The organism is Moorena sp. SIO3E8 (genome assembly GCF_010692445.1).
Classification (GTDB): Bacteria; Cyanobacteriota; Cyanobacteriia; order Cyanobacteriales; family Coleofasciculaceae; genus Moorena; species Moorena bouillonii.
The window spans coordinates 20,626-43,141 of sequence record NZ_JAAHHM010000059.1 but is presented as its reverse complement, the minus strand read 5'-3'; the positions used below and the strand labels follow the sequence as shown (position 1 = coordinate 43,141).

General features: G+C 43.4%; 18 protein-coding genes and 2 pseudogenes. 13 read left to right on the top strand and 7 right to left on the bottom strand.

Annotated elements, in window-relative coordinates:
* Positions 1 to 164, top strand: a pseudogene (locus tag F6K46_RS22615) (IS4 family transposase); the annotation flags it as partial.
* A 462-nt stretch (positions 165 to 626) separates the two neighbouring features.
* Here the strand turns inward: F6K46_RS22615 and F6K46_RS22610 are convergent.
* From F6K46_RS22610 to F6K46_RS22600, 3 genes and pseudogenes are all read right to left on the bottom strand, one after another.
* Positions 627 to 1,628, bottom strand: a pseudogene (locus tag F6K46_RS22610) (CHAT domain-containing protein); the annotation flags it as partial.
* A 330-nt stretch (positions 1,629 to 1,958) separates the two neighbouring features.
* On the bottom strand, positions 1,959 to 2,945 hold the full coding sequence (locus F6K46_RS22605; protein WP_293061277.1) for a DUF1822 family protein: 987 nt from the start codon (positions 2,943 to 2,945) through the stop codon (positions 1,959 to 1,961).
* Positions 2,942 to 3,817: a hypothetical protein gene (locus F6K46_RS22600; RefSeq protein WP_081431229.1), complete on the bottom strand. Its 876-nt coding sequence runs from the start codon at positions 3,815 to 3,817 to the stop codon at positions 2,942 to 2,944. Before F6K46_RS22600 ends, F6K46_RS22605 begins: the two co-directional genes overlap by 4 nt.
* Before the next feature lie 1,095 nt (positions 3,818 to 4,912).
* Here F6K46_RS22600 and F6K46_RS22595 point away from each other — a divergent pair.
* Complete coding sequence (locus F6K46_RS22595) at positions 4,913 to 5,275, top strand: response regulator (protein ID WP_075900480.1); 363 nt, start codon at positions 4,913 to 4,915, stop codon at positions 5,273 to 5,275.
* Between the two features lie 107 nt (positions 5,276 to 5,382).
* Here the strand turns inward: F6K46_RS22595 and F6K46_RS22590 are convergent, their stop codons facing one another.
* Positions 5,383 to 6,711, bottom strand: a complete 1,329-nt coding sequence (locus F6K46_RS22590; protein WP_293061273.1) for a response regulator — start codon at positions 6,709 to 6,711, stop codon at positions 5,383 to 5,385.
* A 139-nt stretch (positions 6,712 to 6,850) separates the two neighbouring features.
* Here F6K46_RS22590 and F6K46_RS22585 point away from each other — a divergent pair, with 139 nt between their 5' ends.
* From F6K46_RS22585 to F6K46_RS22555, 7 genes are all read left to right on the top strand, one after another.
* A complete protein-coding gene (locus F6K46_RS22585) occupies positions 6,851 to 7,795 on the top strand; it encodes a chemotaxis protein CheW (protein ID WP_081431228.1) in 945 nt (314 codons plus the stop codon).
* A 23-nt stretch (positions 7,796 to 7,818) separates the two neighbouring features.
* The gene (locus tag F6K46_RS22580; RefSeq protein WP_293061271.1) at positions 7,819 to 10,923 is read left to right on the top strand and encodes a GAF domain-containing protein; all 3,105 of its coding nucleotides are present in this window, start codon (positions 7,819 to 7,821) and stop codon (positions 10,921 to 10,923) included.
* Positions 10,924 to 10,981: 58 nt separating this feature from the next.
* Complete coding sequence (locus tag F6K46_RS22575; RefSeq protein WP_293061269.1) at positions 10,982 to 11,122, top strand: hypothetical protein; 141 nt, start codon at positions 10,982 to 10,984, stop codon at positions 11,120 to 11,122.
* A gap of 4 nt (positions 11,123 to 11,126) precedes the next feature.
* Entirely contained in the window at positions 11,127 to 15,251 is a 4,125-nt protein-coding gene (locus F6K46_RS22570; protein ID WP_293061267.1) for a response regulator, read from the top strand.
* 4 nt (positions 15,252 to 15,255) lie between these two features.
* Complete coding sequence (locus F6K46_RS22565; RefSeq protein ID WP_293061265.1) at positions 15,256 to 15,804, top strand: hypothetical protein; 549 nt, start codon at positions 15,256 to 15,258, stop codon at positions 15,802 to 15,804.
* Positions 15,805 to 16,070: 266 nt separating this feature from the next.
* Positions 16,071 to 16,247, top strand: a complete 177-nt coding sequence (locus F6K46_RS22560; RefSeq protein WP_293061263.1) for a hypothetical protein — start codon at positions 16,071 to 16,073, stop codon at positions 16,245 to 16,247.
* 4 nt (positions 16,248 to 16,251) lie between these two features.
* The gene (locus F6K46_RS22555) at positions 16,252 to 17,085 is read left to right on the top strand and encodes an Rpn family recombination-promoting nuclease/putative transposase (RefSeq protein ID WP_293061285.1); all 834 of its coding nucleotides are present in this window, start codon (positions 16,252 to 16,254) and stop codon (positions 17,083 to 17,085) included.
* A gap of 213 nt (positions 17,086 to 17,298) precedes the next feature.
* On the opposite strand, the gene F6K46_RS22550 is transcribed toward F6K46_RS22555, so the two are convergent.
* From F6K46_RS22550 to F6K46_RS22540, 3 genes are all read right to left on the bottom strand, one after another.
* On the bottom strand, positions 17,299 to 17,556 hold the full coding sequence (locus F6K46_RS22550; RefSeq protein WP_143727647.1) for a type II toxin-antitoxin system YafQ family toxin: 258 nt from the start codon (positions 17,554 to 17,556) through the stop codon (positions 17,299 to 17,301).
* Positions 17,557 to 17,673: 117 nt separating this feature from the next.
* Positions 17,674 to 17,874, bottom strand: coding sequence for a hypothetical protein (locus F6K46_RS22545; RefSeq protein WP_293061260.1), 201 nt, complete (start codon positions 17,872 to 17,874; stop codon positions 17,674 to 17,676).
* A gap of 376 nt (positions 17,875 to 18,250) precedes the next feature.
* Complete coding sequence (locus F6K46_RS22540; RefSeq protein ID WP_293047262.1) at positions 18,251 to 18,505, bottom strand: hypothetical protein; 255 nt, start codon at positions 18,503 to 18,505, stop codon at positions 18,251 to 18,253.
* A 269-nt stretch (positions 18,506 to 18,774) separates the two neighbouring features.
* Here F6K46_RS22540 and F6K46_RS22535 point away from each other — a divergent pair, with 269 nt between their 5' ends.
* From F6K46_RS22535 to F6K46_RS22520, 4 genes are all read left to right on the top strand, one after another.
* Positions 18,775 to 19,599: an alpha/beta fold hydrolase gene (locus tag F6K46_RS22535; protein WP_229415337.1), complete on the top strand. Its 825-nt coding sequence runs from the start codon at positions 18,775 to 18,777 to the stop codon at positions 19,597 to 19,599.
* 101 nt (positions 19,600 to 19,700) lie between these two features.
* Positions 19,701 to 21,278 carry a tetratricopeptide repeat protein gene (locus tag F6K46_RS22530; protein WP_229415338.1) on the top strand — a complete coding sequence of 526 codons (1,578 nt, stop codon included), beginning with the start codon at positions 19,701 to 19,703 and terminating at the stop codon, positions 21,276 to 21,278.
* A 154-nt stretch (positions 21,279 to 21,432) separates the two neighbouring features.
* Positions 21,433 to 21,972 carry a cold shock domain-containing protein gene (locus F6K46_RS22525; protein WP_075900430.1) on the top strand — a complete coding sequence of 180 codons (540 nt, stop codon included), beginning with the start codon at positions 21,433 to 21,435 and terminating at the stop codon, positions 21,970 to 21,972.
* A gap of 52 nt (positions 21,973 to 22,024) precedes the next feature.
* On the top strand, positions 22,025 to 22,402 hold the full coding sequence (locus F6K46_RS22520) for a DUF433 domain-containing protein (protein WP_075900432.1): 378 nt from the start codon (positions 22,025 to 22,027) through the stop codon (positions 22,400 to 22,402).
* Positions 22,403 to 22,516 lie beyond the last annotated feature (114 nt).

The window sequence follows — 22,516 nt, the reverse complement described above, 5'->3', positions numbered from 1 at the left end:
GGAGACATAGCAGTTTTTACATTGGTTTATATGGTCAAACCTGGGTAAAGTTTAAGGATTGTTGTCTAGAATTAGTAACCGAATTAATGAGACTCAATCCTAATAAACGAAAGTATTATCAACGAGGTATAAGGGCTAGGTTGCTTATAGAATCTGCATTTTAGCTTATTTCGTCGCCCCCTCAGCCTTGGATCTACTTTACGGCGAATCGGCACCCAAGATGTGCTACCACTGTAAACCCATGTTCCTGAAGGAATTTTATCAACATCAACATAAGCAAAACACGGAATAGGTTGGGTTCCATTCTGTTTATGGTTTGAGGCTTGGTCAGGACAAGGCTTTGATTGTGTCGTTAGTATTTCCTTTGATTTTAACCATAACCCAATCCCAAGACAAATTGCTACTATACCTAGTAAGGTTACTACTAACTTAATTGGTAAATTTTTAGGTGAGATAGAAGGTGGCTCAGATTGTGGCTCAGATCGTTGCTCAGATCGTTCCTCAGATGGTGGTTTATAAAGCTTTTGCCAAGTTAGTGGCTGCTCTAATGCGGATTCCCTAATACAAAGGGTTGGCAACCACATAGCACCTGGATACTGTAAATTAAAATGTTCCAGGTGTTTTCGTGCTGTATGAACCGAAGCAAAAAGAGATTTTTGACTGGTAAACTCCTGGAAAAAATACTGTAAGAAAGCGATCGCTACTGGATCGGGGACAGGTTCTCGCATCACAATAGTACGAGGAAGGTTTAACTTCCCTAATTGGTTAGCTAACCCCAAACCATCACAGGAATTAAAAATAGCTAGCTGTAATCCTTTATCTATGGATGCTTTTAGGGAATTTTTGAAATCCTCAATACTTAAACTATCTTGGTCATTCAGCTCAATCCAACCAATTTTGCCATCTTGATCTGAGCCACTGTGACCGGTAAAAATAAAGATATGGTAGCCTTCTGTTTCCCAAAGGGCATCACATAACTCCCTGATACTAGGCTGCATCAGATAGATTACCTCTGCTCCTTTTTCTTCTAATTCCTGGATTACCTTAAGATCAGCATTAGTGTTGATATTGTCACTCCTACCCACAACCAGCAAAATTCTGACTTTGGAGCAGGCTTGAGCAGGAATGATTTTATCCTTAGGGCGACCTCTGACCCTTAAGGCAATTTCCACCGGTGAGAAGTGATCTTCAAATAACTGCCACTCTTGCCAAGGAAAGTAGCCCAATTTAATGTCTTGAGAATCCAATAGTACTCTGGTTTCTTCTTCAGCAAGCTTAAATTGACTTCCTATAGAAATTAAGTTATCCCGGATTTGCTGCCAGTCACTATCGCCAGCATTGAGCCATTCATTCAAGTATAATTTCACATCCTGAGTGGTGTTAGTGGGAGAAGAAACTCTCACACCTTTGGGTTTGATGCGAAACCCAGTTTGGTCAGGATTAATCGGTGAGCGTACTTGTTCCACTTCTCGATAATCTGACCGCCATTTGCTGAAGGAGTTATTTAACTTTGGTGGGAGGGGAGGTAGAAAGCCATTAAAGCTGTCAAATTCCCTAGGAATTGACGTGACTGTGGTATGGAATCCACCTTCGGCACTTCCCACTAGTTGGAGCTTGACTATAATCATTGTTTTGGTGTTGAACTTGGCTTCAGCTGTAAGCATATGCCCTACGCGCACGCGTGCGCGTTCAGCGGTCAGCGGTCAGCGGTCAGTGGTCAGCAGTCAGCTGATGTAACAGAGATTAAGCCAATGCTTACCTGTTTTATTCAAAAGATGTAACTCAGCATTATTCCAATGCTTACCTGTTTTATTTAAAAGCACCATCTGTAGCACCATCTGTAGCGCTAATCGCTGATAGCACCTCAAGTAGCGTGCGCGTAGCGCTAATCGCTGATAGCTGATAGCACCATCTGTAGCACCATCTGTAGCGCTAATCGCTGATAGCTGATAGCTTACCTAAATTATAAATTTTTCCGTGATACTTAGATCTCCCAATTTTAATCTGACACTGAATCGTTCCTGTGGTTGGCAACTGAAATCAATATGGATCTTGTCGTTAGTTTTTCCAGCTTGAGTTTTCATACAAGAATTGCCCGATTCATCAAGTAAATTAACCTGCAAATCTGGTGGTAAATAACTTGCATCCCCCGCAGGATATAGGCGCATAAAAATATCGATATCTTCAGTATCAGGAGGTTGGAAATTCACTTGCAGCAGCAGGACTACTCCTTGACCAGCTAAGTCCATTAGCTTGGCTCGCATCGTTGATCTGTCATTACCCCTTAAAGCCTCTATCCTCGGTTCTTGCATGGAGCGCCGCTTGAGACCTAACTCAGATCCTCTGAAGGCAGTAACCGTTTTGAAACTAGACCTGTACCTATACGGAGGTAAAAGTGATGCTGGTGGTTGCCAATCTGCCTGAAATATTTCTTCAAACCATTGGCTTATCCTCACCGATTTCTTAATCCAATCAATCTTGTCAATTAGTGTATCGAGAGATTCAAGCTGTTCTAGGGGTAAAGGGTCTAGGGATTTAGCGATCGCATGATACGGAGCAAATCCCAATAACTCTACCTGGTCTAATTGCTCACTGAACTGCACTGCCACATAGCCAATCCGGTCTTCGGTCACTTCTAGTGGCACATTCAAGGTTGACTGACCTGGTAGCACTGGACGACATTCCAATTTACCAATGTTGGGCAAAACCAAATCAGCTACATCAAACAATGCTCTCAAACCCGGATTCCAACAATCACTTTGAGCAAGATTACTGGGAATATTGAGCCATTTAAGATAGTTGTTAATAGCATAAACTGCTAAAGTATTTAAATAGACGTGTTTTCCCTTGCGAGGGGTGGTTTGTTCAGCAGCAAACTGTGCTGCATAACTATGAGCGTATGGGCTAAGAGAAACCTTAATGTTAGTTGATTCTGTAATAGTCATGGTTGATGTCCAAACGTTTTACCAATATCTTGCAGTTTCGGCAGGCATTTTTTCTTCCAGTGAGAGTAGAGAGTTTGTTGGTTAGCCTTAAATTCTCTAGCAATGTCAGCAATTCTCTGGGGTGGTTCTTGTACTAGCAACCGGATTGCTAATAGCTGACAATGACATTCGGGATAGTTGCGGGGATGACAACCGATTAGTTTCCCATCTGGATCGTTTTTAATTTCTGCGAGAATCCCTTGACTTAGACGCTGGCGTTCAGCTGTCTGGATTGCTTCAATGTAATCATCCAGTTTACTCAAGCAAGGTTTAGGGTCTGGCAATCGGTCTTCTAGAGTCCTTGAATCCTCCTCACTGTTACCGATCGGTTGATTAGTGCTAATCTTTGGATAGTTACTATCTGAAATATATAAATCTCGGATGCGCCAGCGTAAATATCCGTTGATCCAGGTTACTAAGCTTTTTTCAACGGAGGTTGAACTTGGCTCAAACTGGTACAGATTGCGGATGACCCATTCCCAGGTTCGATTTAACGCCTCTAGATAGTCTACGTGGGAAGATTTGTAAATGCCAGGTAGATTTTGAACAACGATCAGGAAACGATTCAAGGCTTTCTGCCGCTCAGGACTTGGGTCCCGGTAGCGGGATACTTCTTCAATTAGGTTTCTTAGGGTTTCATCCACAGGAGTCTTTTTCCCCAGCTGCCCTGCCTTTGGCTGCCATAGTTGAGCAACACCAATGCAGCGATCGCAAACCAGGATACGAGAGTCTACATGGGTGAATTTTAACTGACTTTTAACTAACCAATTAAACTCCCAGTAGCTGCTATGACTGCTTATCGGCTGGATGCGCCCTGATACATAAACCACCATTGTTAATCCTCTCAATTGCTGACCCGCAGTTGTTCTAGCAAGCCTAGATCAATCAGAGGCTGGCTTTGGCTCATTGACCAGTGGGCAAGTGGGTAATGGTGCTTCACTATCATGACTAGTACTGTTTTTAACTTTCTATGTACTTATCAGCCCTAGCTGATCATTTTATGAATCCGATTTTTGGAACCCGAGCTGGTTGACTAAAAAAACTCTCCTGTGTGTTACTGCTATGTAAACAGCCCAAGAAGGCTTCTTGAATCAGGCTTTTCAAGGTTAGGCTAAGTTTGTGATAATATTGTGAGTTTTATAGTGTGAAGTTTCTATTAATATTTAATAGTCACGCTTCACAGATTATAGTTTTGTAATTATAATTACCTGATTTGAACATAAGCTACTAATCTAAAAAGCATTTTATTTTACTTTGAACAAAGTAAAATAAAAAAAGGTTAATATAATCAATTTTTACATTGTTTTTATTTATATCGATAATATACAATTGCAATATTCAACAGCTTCTCCTCCCATTGCAGCTTATCGTTTCAGGAGTTATTATTTCCAACTATATTATTAGTTGTAATAACATAGGAAAACTTTTATTTAATAAAATACTTTTTTGCTATATCTATACATTTTAGATAAATAGTTTTTTAAGTCTTTAAAATTATTGATTGCTGACCTTTAAAAATCTCTTAATTTACTCCTGTGTTCCCGATTCCTTATTTCCTACTCCGAAGCTCCGAAGCTACCCTGGTAAGCATATGCGCTACAGATGGTGCTGCTTGAGGTGCCGTCAGCCGTCAGCCGTCAGCCTTGAGCTGATAGCACCATCTGTAGCGTGGCACAGGCTTCAAGGCTGGGACGTAGCGCATAGGCTGATACGCGACACGCTGATAGCTTACCTTTGAAGCTCCGAAGCTCCGAAGCTCCGAAGCTCCCCTGCTCTGGTCACCAGGGATATGATCTAATGCCCTTTGTTAGATCAGCTGAGTTGACCCTGATTTCACTAACTATAGCGCCAGGTAAACCCTGATCTGATTCAGTAATTCTACCCTTGCCATTAAGAAACTTTCTGTATAAGGTGCTATTCTATAAGATATGAAAACTGTTTTGGTGGTAGAAGATAGCGTAACAGAAAGACAGTACCTAACTCGCTGTTTGCAACAAGCGGGTTTGGGGGTTACTGGCGTGGCTAGCGTTGAGGAGGCTCGGGAAAAATTATCTCATCATACGCCGGATTTAGTGGTTTTAGATGTAATTTTGCCTGGTCAAAGTGGTTTTGAGTTTTGTAGAGCCCTGAAAGTGAATCCTCACACTAGCGAGATTCCTGTGGTGATTTGCTCCACCAAAGGTACTGAGGTGGACAAAATTTGGGGAAAGATGCTGGGGGCTGATGCCTACTTAGCTAAACCAGTGAATCCAGAAGAACTGCTGTGTACCCTAGAGGATCTTATTCAATAGTTATTGTTTGTGGACGGTTAACCGTTGACTGTTAACCGAAAACCATTGTAAAATCCTTGATTTCCCCCACCTCTAGACTCTTGCTTCACGTCCAGAGTCTCGCCTTTTTAAACTGGATTGGTCTTGGTGGGCGACGTTTTATGATACTTGCGCACCGTTGCCACTACTTTTTGATGGTCGATTGGTTTGCTCAGGAAATCAGTAGCCCCAACGATTCTGGCTCTCACCCGGTCTACAATACCATCTTTAGCCGTCAGAATAATCACTGGTGTATTGGCAAACATTGACACCCGGCGGATCTGGGCGCACATTTCGTAGCCATTAACAATCGGCATCACCAAATCCAAGAATATTAAATCTGGCTTATGTTTGAGTAACAACGGTAGAGCTTTGATAGAGTCTTGGATTCCTAGAAATCGATAACCTGCTGATTGAATCACGTCCTTCATAATTTTACAGGTTTGGGGGTGATCATCAATACAGACTATTAATCCCTGATCAGACTTCTTCTGGGATTTTTGGGTTTGGGATTTTTGGGTTTGGGATTTTTGGGTTTGGGATTTTTGGGTACTAATGCCTGCCTTGGCGGGGATATCCACAAAGTTGGGAGCGCTCAAGTCAGGTAATTCTACTAGTTCAATCAGTTGTTTCTTAATATAAGGGTTTAGCGATCGCGTCAGCAGTAACACATCTCGTTTGAGCAGAGCTGCTATATCTCGCAGGGTGCGCTTACCGTTGATTAGGTTTACCAGATTTTTGTAGGTCGCCACTGAGGTTTGCTGTTCCAAAGCCGACTTTTGCAACAGCACCGGTGCTAAGTCAGGAGAAATATCCTCCAAACCCATTTCTGACCACTGCTGCCAGACCTGTTGAGCTTGCTTGATAGTTGCTTCTACCTCTAACATCCAGGTTTGTGGCAAAATCCCCTGCATAGAGGGACGTACTCCTAACTGGGCATTGAGCAAGAAATTGTCAGGCTTGTTGACCCTAGTTTCCATGGTGTTTGACGACACAGAACCATTACTGGGTTGAATTAGGGTTTGCTCCCGAGAAACTAAGGTTAGGCTCTGGAGGATATCAAATAATATTTCTGCCACAATGCCTTGAATTACAACTACAGTCTGTTGGGGGTTGATCATTCGCTTCCGTGCTAACAGCACCATCAACTGGTAGTCCCAACAGGACCCTGGCTCTATCTTTTTGAGGGCAATCCGATTAGGATTAATCTCAGGACAATGATAGATTATCTGCCGACGCCAACGCCTAGTGGGATGAACACTGCCAGATGCCCATACCAAACGGCCATAACTCAAGTAGAAGCTCCATTGCTGAGCAGTTGACACCTTCAGATCCAGCCGGCCAGTAAATTTTTCCTGACCGTAGCGTACTAGCTTAGCACTCAAGCTATTAGAGGTAGATTCAACCCTGGTTTTCATTGGTCCATAAATTCACGCAATTATAAAAACGTGAGCAGTCACTCTAACCAAAATTAAAAATTATTACAAATAAAGCTATTAAATACCTTGGAATTTATTTATCATAAATGTTTGATCATTTGGATAGTAACTTGTTGTGATGAGCAAAGAGCAGATTTCCAAGATCAGCAAAATTTTACAATTAGCTAAACAGGGAAACCCAAACGTCATCGCCGCCATGCTGAATCACAAACTTCAGCACGAAGGTATTATAGCTAAAGTTAAACTTCACGATAGCTGTTTATTGGTTTTACTCGAAGCAGACCCCGCTCCTAAACCAGGAGCCGTGGTAAGATTTATCTACCACACAATCAGCAAGTTAAAACCAAACTCAATTGATACCGTCAAAATTTTGGGCCGTAGCCTAACCGAGAAACAACCAGCATGGCGTAAACAAATTACACTAGAAAGCATTCCGGTGGTGCTTGACTTATCTACTTGGCTAGAGTCAGGCTCAACGGTAAGAACTAATCAAGTCGATTATTCTGTCTCCTGGCAGAAAAATGAACATAATTTCCAGGGTAATCAAGCTCAATTACCTCTCCCTACCTCCGTTAAGGTCAGTGTTGATGCCCAACTTCCCCCCCAGGAGAAATTTTTGCGCTTCCAAGTAGGGTCTGGTAATGGGGCGTTGTTACAGGTAAACTACATCCAAGCAATTCTGAATGTCTCGGTTGCTGAAATTTTGCCAATCCCCCATACTGCCGATAGTGTGATTGGGATTTACAACTGGCGTGGTGAAATGCTGTGGTTGTTAGATCTAAACTCTCTGCTAGGATTTCCTGGTGTTTGGCAACCCAAGGACATGCCGAGGACAAAAATCATGGTAATCGTACTTCAAGTAAACAGCAAACTGCTGGGACTGGTGGTTTCACAAGTGGAAGAAATAGAACAGCACCATTGGCAAAACTTACAACCCCCCGATCGATTATTGCCCCTCAGATTTGGACAATTTGTCAAAGCCTATCTTCCTGAAGCCAGTAGTATTATCTTAGATGCCCAACGAATTGTTCAAGCAGCACTTGATATAAAGTATGAAGTATAATTAAAATTTACGACTCTAGACAGATGTCAGAATCACAATGGGATGATAATGATTCAGAACTGCTATTAGAAAATCACAATCTCCTCAAGGAGGATACTCCGCAATTCTTTAACTCTGCTCGCCCCAACCTAGAGGGATTTAAGGTTAACCTAGACAGGCTAAAAACTGATCTAGAGCAACGCCGAAGGGTAGATAAATCAGACCTGAAAAAAAATTTGGAGCAATTTGAATCCTTTGGTCAGGAGGTTGAGCAGTTTACGGTAGGGGTGAATCTGGAAATTCAGCAATTGAAGCTTAGCTACGAAGAGGCACTCCAACAACAGTTCCAAGCCCAGCATGAAAAATTGTTAGAGCTTAGCAGATTAATGAGTGAAGCTGGGGACTGGGAAACCTTACTAAATAATACAGTCAATGGGGTTCAACATCTAAGCCAAGCCGAGCGGGTATTAATTTATCGCTTCAATTCTGCTCGCACCGGAATAGTTTTGGCAGAAGCAGTAGAACGGGGTTGGACTCCTGCGGTCGGGGAAACCCTAAATGCTACTGCTTTTGGGGCTGACTTGTCCACAGAGTATTTCCAGCAGTCAAGGGTAATTATCGATCAGGTCAACAATGATTCGGTCACCCCCTACCAACTCCAGCTGCTGGATAAATTTCAAGTTAAATCCAGTCTCAGCTTATGCTTGCCGGTATCGGGGAAAGCTTGGGGTTTGTTGGTCCTGCAGCAATGCCAGGCACAGACAAACCAAGACAGGTCGGTTCCATCCTGGACTCCACAACAGATTAATTCCTTTCATACTATTGCCACAGAACTATCCCTTCACCTAGCTAACCACGAGTTACGCACTCAGTTGCAACAGCAGCAGGCGCGGGAAGTAACTGTGGCGAAAGTCATTAACAAAGTCCGCCGTTCTCTGGATATCAAGACTATTTTCCAGACCACCACTCAAGAAGTGCGACAGCTGCTCAACACTGACCGAACCGTTATCTATCGCTTTAATCCCGATTGGAGTGGTGAATTTTTAGCAGAGTCTGTGGCTGGAGGCTGGATTTCTCTGCTTCAGAGCCAGACTAATAACCCCACCCTCAGGGCTGATATCAGCGAATGCAGCATCCAACAATTGGCTAATCAACCAATTAACCAGGTCGATACTTATCTTCAAGAAACCCAGGGGGGTTCCTATAGTAGGGGGGAAACCTACCGGGTGGTGGAGGATATCTACAATCAGGAGTTCACTCCTTGTTATCTGGAAGTGCTAGAAAGTTATCAAGCAAGAGCTTATGTGATTGTAGCTATTTACCAGAATGAAAAACTCTGGGGATTATTGGCTAGCTATCAAAACTCTGATCTCAGGCAATGGCAGGAGTCAGAGGTTAGCTGGATGCTTGATATTGCAGCTGAGTTAGGAGTAGCATTGCAACACGCTGAGCTACTGGAGGCACAACAGTTAAAGTCTGAGGAAATACGTCAAGCAGCAGAACGGGAACGAGTTCTGACTAAGGTGACGGATAAAATTCAACAATCCCAAGACTTGCGCACTATTTTTAATGTTACTACCAACGAAGTTCGTACACTCTTAGGGGTTGACCGTGTTACCATATATCGCTTCAATTCTGATTGGAGTGGCTCCTTTGTGGCTGAGTCTGTGGCTAGTGGCTGGACATCCTTAATCCAGGAACAGACTAATAATCCCCTGATCAACAAAAATATTAGTGAATGTATCGTTAAAACGGTGGCTGGAAATACCCCTGAGCAGTTTAGCCAGGAAGCTCCAACCATCCGAGATAGCTATCTACAAAGCATCCAAGGCAATCTCTCTAGGGAAGAGAAACCCTTCTGGGTGGTTAGTGATATCTACGAAGGGGATTTTTCAAGTTGTTATATCGAGCAGCTAGAGCGATATCAGGCCAGAGCCTATACTATTGTGCCGATTTTCCAAGGGGATACACTGTGGGGTTTACTGGCTGCTTATCAAAATTCTGAAGCTAGGGATTGGCAAACGGAAGAGATTAATTGGATGCTTCAGATTGCCGCTCAGATGAGTGTACCGTTGCAGCGAGCTGAGTATTTGGAACAATTGCGATCGCAATCCCAAAAACTAGCAGAATTAGCATCACAGGAAAAGGAGGCTAGGGAATTATTCCAACAGCGTGCTATTGATTTGCTCACAGCTGTTCGACCTGCTCTAGACGGTGACTTGACCGTTAGAGCTCCGATTACCAATGATGAACTTGGGACTATTGCAGATGCTTACAACAACACCATTCACAGTTTACGGCAAATTGTGATCGAGGTACTCTCAGCTTCTGTGAAAGTCGCTGAAACTGCTACAGAGAGTGAAGCAGCAATTACTAAACTTTCTGAAGAAGCCCAGCATCAGTGTCAGGAGTTGACCCAAGCCATGGATCAAATCCAGAACATGGTTAACTCTACCCAAGCTGTAACCACTAGCGCCCAATCCATCGACCGAGCTGTGCAAGAGGCAAACCAAAAAGTAGCATCGGGGGAGACAGCTATGAACCGCACGGTGGAGGGAATTCTAGGAATTCGGGACAGTGTGGAGGAAGCCAGCCATCAAATTAGACAGTTAAGTCAATACTCCCAAAATGTTGACCGGGTATTGAATTTGATTAGTGATTTTGCTACCCAAACCCAGCTACTCTCCCTTAATGCTGCTATCGAAGCCACCCGAGCTGGGGAGTATGGTAAAGGTTTTGCGGTGGTAGCTGATGAGGTGCGCTCCTTAGCTCGACAGTCGGCCAAGGCAACTACGGAAATTTCTAATTTAGTTGCTGAAATCCGCACTCAGACTAGAGAGGTGATTAAAGTGACCGAAGTCGCGATCGCTCAGGTTAATACTGGCACAGAATTGGTAGAAGAAAGCAAGGGCAATCTAAATGCGATCGCATCAGCTACTGCTGAGATTAGCCAGTTAGTTGCAGGGATTACCCAGGTAACCCTAGCCCAACTCGAACAATCACAATCGGTTACCCAAACCATGAAAGAAGTTGCGGCCATATCCACCAATACCTCTGAAGACTCTGCCCAGCTTTGGGAGTCCTTCAAGGAATCCCTCACCACCATCGAAAAGCTACAGGCAGCTGTTGAGCAGTTTACTGTTAACTAGTTATAGTGCTACGGGTAGGGAGTGTGGGGCGGGGGCGCGGGGCGTGGGCGCGGGGAGGTTGGGGAGCAACTGGCGCTTTGAGATTGGTTTTAGGGGTTATTATTCGCTTTATTTATATAGCGTTGATTATACTGATCAGGTAAAGTCAAGTTTCTTATCCCTACTCCCTACTCCCTACTCCCTACTCCCTACTCCCTAAAAAAATGTCAACTATTGATCCAGAAACCTATCAATACTTTCTTGGGGAAGCCCAGGACTTGCTGCAAGTTATTGAACAACATTTGCTGGCTTTGACACCGAACAAGCCAAAAAACCAACTTTATGACTTAATGCGAGCCACTCATACCCTGAAAGGCGCAGCTGCTAATGTCCGGCAAGAAACCATAAAAAGTGTAGCACATTATCTCGAAGATGTCTTCCGGGCAATGTTAGCCCCTGAGGCAACCATTGATACAGAACTAGAAACACTACTGTTTGAGGGATATCAGTGCCTCAGGATGGCACTGACTGCTGAAATGACTGGGGAGTTGAGCAAGAATACTGAGATTATCAACCGAGCTGCAGGGGTGTTTGCTAAACTGCAAGCTAAATTAGGAGATTGCTTTGACTATCAAGCCTCTCTACCCACATCAGCAGAACTTGGGTTTGATATTGTCCAATCTATCTTTGAAGTAGGAGTCAAGCAACGAATCGATCACCTAGCTTCGTTGTTACAGGTTGACAGGTTGGATGTTGAAAGTTCTCAAGGGTTACAGGTTGGCAGGTTGGATGTTGAAAGTTCTCAAGGGTTACAGGTTGACAGGTTGAATGTTGAAAGTTTTCCAGACAACCTTCAACCTTCAACCAACACTAACCTTCAACCTTCAACCAACACTAACCTTGAACCTTCAACCAACACTAACCTTGAACCTTCAACCAACACTAACCTTCAACCTGCTAACCTTCAACCTTGGCCTATTGGCCACGCTACGCGAACAACCCCTGATTATGACAAGGCTACGCTGATAGAGATTGCTGAGACCTTGCGAGAACAAGCTGAAATATTTGTAGGGTTAGGGGAATCCTTGAACTTACCAGGGTTTAAAGCAATTGCCGAAAACACCCTCAAAGCCCTTGACGCTAACCCTGAACAGGTGATGGCAATTGCCAAGATTGCCTTAACGAATTTCCAGGAAGCTCATACCGCTGTCTTAGCAGGCGATCGCACTCGTGGAGGAAACCCCAGCCTCGCCCTTCAACAATTAGCTGGGTCAGAAGAAGAGTTACAGGTTGAAGGTTCACAATCGTTGAAGGTTGAAGGTTCACAATCGTTGAAGGTTGAAGGTTCACAATCGTTGAAGGTTGAAGGTTCACAATCGTTGAAGGTTGAAGGTTCACAATCGTTGAAGGTTGAAGGTTGGAACGTTGAAGGTTGTCTGGAAAACCTTGAACCTTGGCCAAAAGGCCACGCTACGCGAACAACCCAAACTAACCTTCAACCTGCTAACCTTCAACCTGCTAACCTTCAACCTGCTAACCTTGAACCTTGGCCAAAAGGCCACGCTACGCGAACAACCCAAACTAACCTTCAACCTTCAACCAACAATAACCTTCAACCTTCAACCAACAATAACCTTCAACCTTCAACCAACAATAACCTTCAACCTTCAACCAACAATAACTTTCAACCTTCAACAAATATTGATGAATTACTTGAGGAAACTTTTGGTAATATTTCTCTTGCACAAGAGCAAGCGAATCAAGTCTTTCCTGAAGAGGAATCTGTTGAGCGAGATAGTATACTTCCAGATAGTATATTTCCAGATACTATATTTCTGGATGAATCTTCAGAAACCGTAGCAACAGACAATCTTAACCAAGCTCAGACTGACCCTCAGCAAGAGTCGGAGTTAGCGGTTAACCCTGAATCAGGAAAAGAAGTCAAGCAAATATCAATGTCTCTTCCCGATCGGGAGTCTGCAGAGGCTGATGTGCCTTCATTAGCAGAGGGCTCGATCAAGACATCAGCCACAGTGCGTGTTGATTTAGACAGTCTTAAACACCTATCTCACCTAGTTGGGGAACTACTGATTAACCAAAACCAGTTAGGATGGCAGGATGAAAACTGTCAAGGGGTAGTTGAAAAACTTTCCAATTGGCTCAAGCAACATCGCCACACCCTTACTCAACTGCGCACTCAGCTCAAGAAGCATTCCTCTAATCAGCAAATTTCTAAGCTGTGGGATGCGGCTTGGGAAGAAACCCTGCAACTGACTCAAGCTACAGAAGACCTGAGCCTATTAGCTACTACCGCTGCTGCTAGTGTGGAACGAGAACAGCGTCTATCAACTCAGCTGAGGGATACTCTTCAATCGGCTCAGACTATACCTCTGGAACATCTGCTTAAGTCCTTTCCTTCCATGGTGCAGCAGTTGTCTAATGTCCATCACAAGTCAGCAGAATTCACCCTCAGTGTGACTAATGTCCTAGTTGATAAAACCATTGCTGATCATCTCTATGATGCTTTACTGCATCTAGTCCGCAATGGTTTCGACCATGGTATTGAATCCTCGGAGGTTCGCCAACAAAGGGGTAAATCCGCCATCGGTAAGATTGAAATTCGTGCTTTCTATCAAGGAAATCGCACCATCATTGAAGTTACAGATGATGGTCAGGGACTGGACTTAGAAAAGATTTATAATCGTGCCGTGGAAACAAACCTGCTCAGTATTGAGCAATTGGAAGCCCTCGGCCAATCACCAGAGCCAAATCAGCTATTAGACTTACTGTGTCAGCCAGGATTTTCCACTGTTTCTCAAATTAACGAGCTTTCTGGACGAGGTATTGGCCTAGATGTGGTGCGCTCCCAACTGCAACGGATTAACGGTAGGGTAAAGGTTCGCTCCCAGCCGGGTCTTGGCACGACCTTTTCTTTGCAGATCCAAGAAGCCCTCAGAAATGCCAGGGTGTTAGTGGTTCAAGCTAATCAGGGGGTCTATGGGTTTGTGGCTAATGACGTTGAACAGATAGTGTTGCCAGCATCTGAGCAAATCCAGATGGTAAGTGATCAAAAAATCCTGAATTGGCATCACAGGGGGAATGAGTATAGCACCCCCATTTACCAACTTTCATCCTTACTGGAAGACTCATCCCAACAGGTATCGACACTACCCGCTTGGAATCCCTTGCTCACTAAACCCCAAGAGATGAATCCTGTCCTATTGATGGGTACCGCTGAAGGATGGGTGGGGCTGGAAGTGGAACAAGTACTCGAAGAGCAAGAACTGGTGATCAAGCAGCTGCCTAATGCGATCGCATATCCTCCCTATGTTTATGGTTGCAGTATTTTGGCCGATGGTCGTTTGACTCTCGTAATTGACGGTACAGGGTTACTTAACTATGTACAGCAGCTCCCTCAATCTCAGCCATCCTTGTCGAAGGTTGAAAGTTCTCCGGAGTTGAAAGTTAACAGGTTGAATGTTGTTCGCGAACCGTGGCCTATTGGCCAAGGTTTTCCAGAGTTGAAGGTTAACAGGTTGAATGTTGAAAGTTCTCCAGACAAGCTTAAAGCTGATCATAGACAACCTGATCATGGACAACCTGCAACCAACAATAACCTTCAACCTGCCAACCTTCAACCTGATCATAGACAACCTGCCAACCTTCAACCTTCAACCAACACTAACCTTGGCCAAAAGGCCACGCTTCGCGAACAACCTGCCAACCTTCAACCTTCAACCAACACTAACCTTGGCCAAAAGGCCACGCTTCGCGAACAACCTGCCAACCTTCAACCTGCCAACCTTCAACCTGCCAACCTTCAACCTGCCAACCTTCAACCTGCCAACCTTCAACCTTCAACCAACACTAACCTTCAACCTGCCAACCTTCAACCAGCTAACCTTCATGGTAACCTTTCTAAAACCTTTTTAGTGGTCGATGATTCCATTACTGAGCGACAAAATTTAAGCCTAATTCTCGAACGGAATGGTAACCAGGTAGTGCAAGCTAAAGATGGTTTAGAGGCGATAGAACTATTGCGCAAAAGTCATGGTGTTGATCTGATCATCTGTGATTTAGAAATGCCACGGTTAAACGGTCTTGAGCTTTTGAGTCTTAGTCATCAAGAGCCAGCTTTAGCTGATATTCCTATTATTATGCTCACCTCCCGTAGTCAAAAAAAATACAAACAACTTGCTACCGAACTTGGGGCTATGGCTTATTTAACTAAACCGTATTTAGATGAAGAGATTTTAGCAACAATTAATAACGTGTTAAGGATGAAGGATGAATTATATATAGCAAAGGGAACAGAGAACAGGGAACAGGGAATCGGGAATCGGGAGTAAGGAGATGAAAAAAGTCCGAGTTATTGTCTTTAAAATCGCTAAATATTGGTTAGCGTTACCAATGACAGTCGTCTTAAACGTTAGGGATTTTCCCACCAACATTAGGGAGAGTAACCGAGATAACAAATTAATTCATCTAGACAATCGAACCTTGACGCTGCTGCCTTTAAAACCAATACTGGTCAAACCTAGTAAAGCTAAGCTAAGCCTAGATCAAAGTTTAGATAAAACCGCTGCTGTCACAAAATATCCTATTGATTTATCCAGTGTTGGCGATTTTTTGATCATCGTTAAAACTCCTAGGGGAGAAGCCTGCGCCATACCGGTTGATAGGCTACCGACTATGATCGATTTACCCTTATCAACGATTCGGAAATTGCCAGACTCTTACAGTCAAAGCTATCTCCTTGGTATGGCAAATTATGTCGCTGTATCGCAATGGCCAAAAGGCCACGCTACGCGAACGGAAGCAGAAAAATTAACGATTTTTTTGCTAGATTTAGAACGAGCATTGAGTGTAGCAATAGGTTATAGAGCAGGAATTAGAGAGTAGGAATTAGAGAGTAGGGAATAGGGAATAGGGAATAGGGAATTGGTAATAAGGAGACAAAATCTCTGTACATCATAGCTATGATAAACACTATAGGTTGGTTTTAATAACTATCAGGTACACAGGATTTTTTTTACTATTCTGTTTTCCGTATTACCTGCTGCCTGCTCCCTGCTCCCTGCTCCCTAAAACCCATAATTTTGTACCTCATGGGTATAATAATTGCTATAATTAGGGGTAGGGTTGGCAAATAATTAAAGAAAGGTAATTTGATCACGAATAATGTCCCTTTTCCCACCCTACTACAAGAGCGATCGCACTGTCTTTATGCAGCGATCCCTATTCCCTATTCCCTATTCCCTGTTCCCTGTTCCCTGTTCCCTGTTCCCTACTCCCTACTCCCTACTCCCTGTTCCCTGTTCCCTGTTCCCTGTTCCCTTTGGTAAAGTAATGACATTTATCAGCCCTAAAACCGACTTTGCCTTCAAAAAAATCTTTGGCTCCCAGGAAAGTAAACCGATTCTGATTAGCTTTCTCAATGCTCTTGTCTACCACAATCAACCTCTGATACAAGATTTGGAAATTATTGACCCTTATCAGTCTTCTCCTCTGCCAATCCTCAAAGACTCTTTTCTCGATGTGAAGGCCAAACTGAGGGATGGTTCTTTGGTGATTATTGAAATGCAGGTTTTGCAGGTAGAATCCTTTGCTAGAAGAGTTTTATACAATGCTACTAAAGCTTACTCTCTACAGTTAGGTAAAGGAGAAGGCTATCGTTATCTCAAGCCAGTGATTGCTCTGACGATTACCGATTTTGTGATGTTTCCTGAGCATAATCAGATAATTTCTAATTTCAAGTTACGAGAAGAAACTACCAACATCAACTACATCGAAAATCACTTGCAGTTAGTGTTTGTGGAGCTACCGAAGTTTGAGAAGCACTTGGAAGAGTTAGAGCAACTGGATGAGTTGTGGATGTATTTTTTAAAAAATGCGCCTTCCTTAGAGACGGTGCCACCGAAAATGGCGCAACTACCAGAGTTTCAACAGGCATTTGGTATCGCTTCTCAGGCAAATTTAACTAGGAAGGAGTTGGAGGAACTAGGAAAAAGAGAGATGTTTATTCATGACCAACAAGGGCTAGCGATTTTTGCTGAGAAACAAGGTAAGAAACAAGCTAAGGAAGAAATAGCACGCCAACTTTTGCCTCTGTTAGATAATGAAACGATTAGCCAGACTACTGGCTTACCTGTAGAGGAAATTGAGAAGCTGCGAGAAGGTTGAGGGTAAGCATTCAGGGGTAGGGTGGGCAAATAATGAAAGTTTGACCAAGTGATCAGTTTTTATGTCAATTTGCCCACCAGACAAGAGCGATCGCACTAAAAATCCTAGTCAGGTAGGGTGGGCAAATTATGAAAGTTTGACCAAAGGATAAGTTATCCTGTGGATTTGCCCACCAGACAATATCAGCGTAAGCACTTCCGGATTCATGATCATTTAGAATAAATCTGCATGGGAACCGGAACGAACCAGAAAAAGATGGGTTCCTGAGATTTTGTAGATTAAAATCCAGTCTGGTTCAATATGACAATCTCGATATCCACTCCAATTTCCTGTTAAGGCATGATCTTTGTATTTGGGTTCTAGTTCTTTTCTCTCTAGTAAGTTATCAATTGAGGTGCGACCCGTGGCGAATTTAATTCGCCAACGGAAAGCGCACCTGAACGGTTTTAAGCTTTTCCATATTTTTGCCACGCTTCTGTAGCCGTTTGACGTCTTTCTTAAAGCGGTTTTCAAAAACCGGTGATAGCATTAAATTCCTAGTTCATTGTAAAGAGATTCTTTATTGGCACAAACGGTCAAGTTTTTTTGTTATTCAATATTTATAATCGCTTGTTGCGTCTCTTCATTGAAGTCGTTAAGTGTATAATTTTCTTCTTCAATGCGTTTCTCTCTTTCAGCTTGCTGCAAAAATTCAGCAAGGTGTTTTTGTAAATAAATGGCTAGGGCGTTTTGTTGTTCTTCCGAAAGCTGTGCGATCTGCTCAAAGGTTTCTTGGATTAATTTAGTCATGGATTGTTTTTGTGAAACCGTATTGATTGAATTGTAGCACTCTCAAGAGTGGGTAAAGAGCGATCGCACTAAAAATCGTAGTCAGGTAGGGTGGGCAAATTATGGAAGTTTGGCAATTTGATCACGAATCATTTCCATTTGCCCACCCTACTGTAGCTACATTCTTAATTCTACATTCTTAATTCTACATTCTTAATTCTACATTCTAACCTTCAACCATCTAACCTTAAACCTGCTAACCAAAAAAAATAGCCGCAGAACTATGTTCCACGGCTAGGAATTGTTACTTATGTCTCAACTTTGTAAACCCATTCGGACGTGATCCGATGTGATTGGCCTTTGGCCAGGGGGGGAAACCCCCCCAAAATTTAAGCCCTTAACCCAGCATTAAGTATTTTGTCATTACCGTGATGAATTCGCCAGGAATTTCAGTTGGTTGAAGGGGGCTCCACTCGTCAACTTGGGCGTAACCTCGTGCATAAAGGGTATGGATGGTGTTGGTTATTGCCCGGCGGGAGCCCTTCAGAATGTGCTTAATCGGGTATTTTTTTTTGGAAGGTTCCTGAGGAGTATTACTAGGAGTAATCTCCTCAGGATTGTTTTCTGGGTTAGGGCGGAAGTTGTCAGACATAGTAAAAAAAACGTTTTAAGGTTTACAACTATAATCATAACGATAATATTTTATTTTATCAAGGAATTTTATATTTTTTTAAGAGGTTTATTGATATAATATGTACGTTTATGGGATAAAGTATTTTTTTTGTAAAAAGGTAATTTTAAATTCTAAATTCTAAATTCTAAATTTCCGACTCCCTGGATTTTTTTTGTTAGACTAAATTGAGATTGGGTTTCATGCATCTACATATGGTTAAAGCTATATAGATAACTGGAGGGTAATCGGTGAGTGATTCAACGGGCTTAATCGAAATCTCAAGCCATCAGGACTTAGTGCCCAGTGCCGATGTGGTGTTTGTTCACGGGCTGGGAGGGGATGCGATAAGCACGTGGCATCCCCAGGGAAAACGGGATAATGATGACTACTGGCTAGGTTGGTTAGGAAAAGATAATTTATGCGTTAACATCTGGTCCTTTGGGTATAGCGCTGAAGCCACAAACTGGAAAAACCACAGCAGTATGCCCCTTTTCGATCAAGCTAGTAATTTATTAGATTGGTTAGATATCCACGAGCTCGGCCAACGTCCATTAATCTTGATTGCTCACAGTATGGGCGGGCTTTTAGTCAAAAAAATGCTCAACAGTGCCTTGACCTTTCAAAAGCAAGCTATTCTTGAGCAGACGAAAGGGATTGTATTTCTGGCTACTCCCCACACTGGGGCTCATCTCGCTAATTTAATTGATAATATTAGCGTTCTGACACAAACCACCGTAAGTGTAAAGGAACTCAAAGCTCATTCCCCTCAGTTACGGGAATTAAATGAATGGTATCGAGAAAATGTCCGGAGTTTAGGCATTGCCACAAAGGTCTACTATGAAACTCAGCCTGTCAAAGGGATTTTGGTGGTAGACCCAGATAGTGCCAACCCCGGCATTGAAAAAGTGAAGCCGGTTGCCATACCAAAGAATCACATTGACCTATGTAAACCAGAGTCTCAAAACAGTCTGCTCTATCTTGGTGTCAAGAGATTTATCAAGGAGTGCCTCAACACTCCTGGTTGGCTGGATAACATTAATAGAATAGAGGTAAAAAAAAATGGGACAAATTAAATTCCCCCACTAACATTACTAATCGTGGTACTCCTAACTTTGTCGGTAGGGACCCTCAACTTGAGCAGCTCCATCGGGAATTTCAACAGACCGATCAATTAGTGATTTGTGCCATTGCCGGAATGGGTGGTGTGGGCAAAACCGAATTAGCTCTACAATATGCTCTGAGATATCAGCATAACTACCCTGGGGGTTTGTGCTGGCTGCCAGTGCGGGGGGCAGATCTCGGAACTCAACTTATTAGTTTTGGGCGTACGGAATTAGGATTAACCATTCCAGATGACCTAGAGTTCAACGAGCAGGTAAGATACTGCTGGGGGCATTGGCCAGAAGGAACAGTATTGATTGTGCTGGATGATGTAGTAGACTATCAAGCCATTCATCCCTATTTGCCTCCAGCCCAATCCCGCTTTAAAGTACTGATCACCAGCCGTCAGCGTCCAGGGAATTCTTACCGACGAATTGACCTGGATGTAATATCCCGAGATTCAGCCTTAGAATTATTGCGTCAGCTTGTTGGCAAAGAGCGCATTGAGCAAGAACTAAACGAAGCAGAAGCCTTATGTGAATGGTTGGGTTATCTACCTTTGGGTTTGCAGTTAGTAGGAGGATATTTAGATCTACATCCGAGGTTAACTATCGCTAAAGTTCAAGAACGTTTAAAGAAGCAAAAATTAGCAGCCCAGGCATTACTTGATCAAAAACAAGGGCAAATCACAGACCAGTTGGGTGTAGTAGCAGCATTTGAGTTATCTTGGAACGATTTGCCACTACAAGCCCAGCAGTTAGGATGTCGTCTGAGTCTGTTTGCTCAAGCTCCTTTTGATTGGTCACTGGTAGAGTCTTGTGTTAGAGAAACTGAAGATGAGGATGACTGGGAAGAAGAACAAGAAGAATTGGAAGAATTACGCGTTCGCGTAGCGTGGCCTACGGCCAATCGCTTTCTGGTCAATCGTAATCTGTTGCAACTCAGTGAACAGCAAACCTATCGGCTCCATCAACTAATTCGAGAATTTTTCCAGACCAAGCTGGCTCAATTACCAGAGGCCGATAGCTACAAGCGAAGCTTTTGTCAGGTAATGGCGGCTGTGGCAGAAGAAATTCCCAAAACACCAACTCGCGATCAGATTGCAGCAGTTACCCCCGCCATCCCTCATTTAGCCGAAGCTGCCACAGTTCTAACTGACTGGCTCAGGGATGAAGATTTAATCTGGCCCTTTGTTGGCTTAGGAAGATTCTATTACGGTCAAGGTACCTATGACCAGGCTGAACCCTTGTATCAGCAATGTTTAGAGATAACTAGAAGCCGCCTGGGTGAGAACCATCCCTATGTAGCCAACAGTCTCAACGACCTGGCAAATGTCTACTCGTATCAGGGGCGCTACGATCAGGCAAAACCCCTTTATCAACAGGCATTGAACCTGTTGAAGCAGCGGCTGGGTGAGGAGCATCCCGATGTGGCCACCAGTCTCAACAACCTAGCAGCACTCTACCATTCTCAGGGGCGGTACGATCTGGCAAAACCCCTCTATGTCCAAGCATTGGTGATTGCCGAACTGAAGTTAGGGTCAAATCATCCTAAAACTTTAACCTACCGTAAGAATCTGGAAAGGTTGCGCTATCCTTGGAGGGTGATACGTAAAGCCTATTTTCGGTTAAAGTCCTGGTTTGCTGACTAGACCTCGGAGCATTAGGAATAGATGTTGCATTGCTGAGGGGCGGGATGAATATCAGTAGAGCGGGCATCCTGCCCGCCCGGAAATCTAAGGAACGGGCAAGTGAATTGAATTTGGGAAAACTAAAATATGATGAACATGCTCATGAGACTGTTGTATGAAACCTGTTCTACATCAAGGAAAACTGATAACCTGGAAAGACGATAGAGGCTTTGGTTTCATCAAGCCGAATGATGGTGGTAAAGACGTTTTCTTACATATCAGTGCTTTGAAAGGAGCAAGTCGTCGCCCAAAGGTTGGAGATAGGATTTTATACGAGCAAGTTACTGAACTCGATGGCAAAATACGCGCTGCCAGAGCATCCATTCAAGGTGTTGCACCTCGACCTTTCCCAACTAAAAGAAAACCGAGGAAAAGAAATTTACTCGAAACCGTTCTTGGTGTCGTAATTCTAGCTGCTATGGCATTGTTTACAATCCAGTTCAGTCGTAGTCGTTCTCCCTCATCAATCACATCAAGTACGAAGCCAGGATGTATGATAAAAGGCAATATTTCTGTCACAACAGGCAAAAAGTTGTATCATCTTCCAGCCATGGAAGATTATGAATCGACAGTTATCGATCTATCCAAGGGAGAAAGGTGGTTTTGCACGGAGTCAGAAGCGATCGCAAATGGTTGGCGTAAAGCACCAAGGTAACCACAGCCGCCCAACACTTAAAATATAGATATCAATTAAGAAAGCGATATATATGGCTCCAGTTTCTAATAGCAAGACAGCTATAATAATCCGCACAGAATGGGGATTAACCATTGCCGGAACACGTATCACTCTCTACGATGTGATGGATTATGTCACGGCTCAGTATCCACCCAAGTGTATTGCGGATGTTCTTAACCTAAGTAAAGAACAAGTAAGCGCTGCTCTATCATATATTGAAGAAAATCGTACCCAAGTCGAAGCAGAGTATCAAACTATTTTGCAAGAGGAACAGGAAAACCGACAGTATTGGGAACAGCGGAATCGAGAACACTTTGCTCGCATTGCAACAATGCCCCCTAAACCCGATCGAGAAGCGTTGTGGGCAAAACTCCAGCAACAGAAAGCAAGACACGCACAGAAAGCATGATTTTCTTGATTGATCACAATCTTGAGAGACATGCAGCCCGAATAATCAATATCAGTAGAGTGGGCAGTGCATCAGACTAATTCAAAAGCTGATAATCCTAAAATTAAGCACTGC

Bases quoted from the DNA above. Each gene is read 5' to 3' on its own strand.
- F6K46_RS22565 (WP_293061265.1), top strand. From the start codon at position 15,256: ATGAAAAAAGTCCGAGTTATTGTCTTTAAAATCGCTAAATATTGGTTA.
- F6K46_RS22545 (WP_293061260.1), bottom strand. From the start codon at position 17,874: ATGACTAAATTAATCCAAGAAACCTTTGAGCAGATCGCACAGCTTTCG.
- F6K46_RS22555 (WP_293061285.1), top strand. From the start codon at position 16,252: ATGACATTTATCAGCCCTAAAACCGACTTTGCCTTCAAAAAAATCTTT.
- F6K46_RS22590 (WP_293061273.1), bottom strand. From the start codon at position 6,711: ATGAAAACCAGGGTTGAATCTACCTCTAATAGCTTGAGTGCTAAGCTA.
- F6K46_RS22525 (WP_075900430.1), top strand. From the start codon at position 21,433: ATGAAACCTGTTCTACATCAAGGAAAACTGATAACCTGGAAAGACGAT.
- F6K46_RS22595 (WP_075900480.1), top strand. From the start codon at position 4,913: ATGAAAACTGTTTTGGTGGTAGAAGATAGCGTAACAGAAAGACAGTAC.
- F6K46_RS22600 (WP_081431229.1), bottom strand. From the start codon at position 3,817: ATGGTGGTTTATGTATCAGGGCGCATCCAGCCGATAAGCAGTCATAGC.
- F6K46_RS22520 (WP_075900432.1), top strand. From the start codon at position 22,025: ATGGCTCCAGTTTCTAATAGCAAGACAGCTATAATAATCCGCACAGAA.
- F6K46_RS22585 (WP_081431228.1), top strand. From the start codon at position 6,851: ATGAGCAAAGAGCAGATTTCCAAGATCAGCAAAATTTTACAATTAGCT.
- F6K46_RS22540 (WP_293047262.1), bottom strand. From the start codon at position 18,505: ATGTCTGACAACTTCCGCCCTAACCCAGAAAACAATCCTGAGGAGATT.
- F6K46_RS22580 (WP_293061271.1), top strand. From the start codon at position 7,819: ATGTCAGAATCACAATGGGATGATAATGATTCAGAACTGCTATTAGAA.
- F6K46_RS22605 (WP_293061277.1), bottom strand. From the start codon at position 2,945: ATGACTATTACAGAATCAACTAACATTAAGGTTTCTCTTAGCCCATAC.
- F6K46_RS22570 (WP_293061267.1), top strand. From the start codon at position 11,127: ATGTCAACTATTGATCCAGAAACCTATCAATACTTTCTTGGGGAAGCC.